Source organism: Endozoicomonas sp. SESOKO3, assembly GCF_024606255.1.
In genome coordinates this window covers 1-1,327 of record NZ_JAHHPR010000633.1, presented here as the reverse complement: position 1 = coordinate 1,327, position 1,327 = coordinate 1, and the positions used below count along the sequence as shown (strand labels likewise).

The window sequence follows — 1,327 nt, the reverse complement described above, 5'->3', positions numbered from 1 at the left end:
GTGTTGATGCTTCGTCCTACAGAATCTAAAATTTTGTTTCTGCAACAGCTAGGGCGGGGGTTGCGCCTGCATAAAGACAAGCAGTATCTGGCAGTGATTGATTTTATTGGTAACCATAAATCGTTTCTGAGCAAGCCGGTTGCCTTACACAATAGTCATTCTATCCGACAGGTTACAGAGCAAATTAGACAACAGACGATTACTCTCCCCGATGGCTGTTTTGCCAACTATGACCCGGTAGTGATTGATTTTCTGGAGCGTATGGCTCGCAAGCAAAAAACCAGCATGGTGGATGAGTATCAATCCCTGAAATCACTGCTTGGCTATCGCCCCACTGCTACAGAGTTTTATCATTATCTTGCGGAAACGGGGACTGAATTCAATAGAGTTCGATCTGAGCATGGCAGCTGGTTCAAGCTGCTTGAACATTTGAAAGAGTTGAATAAATCCGAGTCGGAAGTGGCCAATAATCATCATCAGTTTTTACTGGATGGTATAGAGCAGACGAACATGACTAAATGCTTCAAGATGATTTTGCTTGATGCCTTTCTGGAGCTGGATGGTTTTATCTCGGCACCGACCACAGAAGCACTGGCCGCCAGAAGCTGGCATCTACTTAAGCGCCGACCAACGCTGTATAACTCTGAACTGCCTGCTGGGCAGCGAGCAATGTCTGCTGAAGATAACGGCTGGCATAATTACTGGAAAAGAAACCCAATCAAAGCCTTTGCTGATGGAGAAAATACCTTTTTTGAAGTCAGACATGGCCGGTTTACTTTCAAAACGGATGTACAGCGGGAACATCGGGATATTTTGCATCAGCTGGTGCAGGAGCTGGTAGAGCTGAGGCTGGAGCAGTATTGTGTGAGGAAGGGGCTGCGACAAAGCTAGTGATCATTAATATCATGCACTGGGCAACCTGCCCGAGCCAGTAATGCCCCACAGATTTTGCTGACGAGGCAAAAAACTATGTCTATTCTTTGGACTATTGAATTTCAGACTGCCATAGCCTGGGAAAAATTGGGCTTTATATAGGCAGGCTTTTGTTTCTGTAATGGATGGAGAAACTAAAGTTTCAACGTTGACTATTACAGAAACTCCTATTGCCGTGAGGCACCAAGCACTCTTCGTGAGTCATTCCACACAGCAGCTTCCCTGCTGCAATGACATCAGAGCTTAATCACTCTGGCAAGCGTGTTGTTCTGACCGTCAGAATAACTTGTCACATTTGCTGACCATTTCTCAGAGCGTGAATACCTGTGTTTGCCATCACCCATTACATCGGGACACAGGTAAGTGCGCACTGAAATCCGGTTGCAGCGCATTT

General features: G+C 45.9%; 1 pseudogene. It reads left to right on the top strand.

From position 1 onward, the window contains the following. A pseudogene (locus KDK18_RS11170) lies at positions 1 to 891 on the top strand (hypothetical protein); the annotation flags it as partial. Positions 892 to 1,327: the final 436 nt, after the last annotated feature.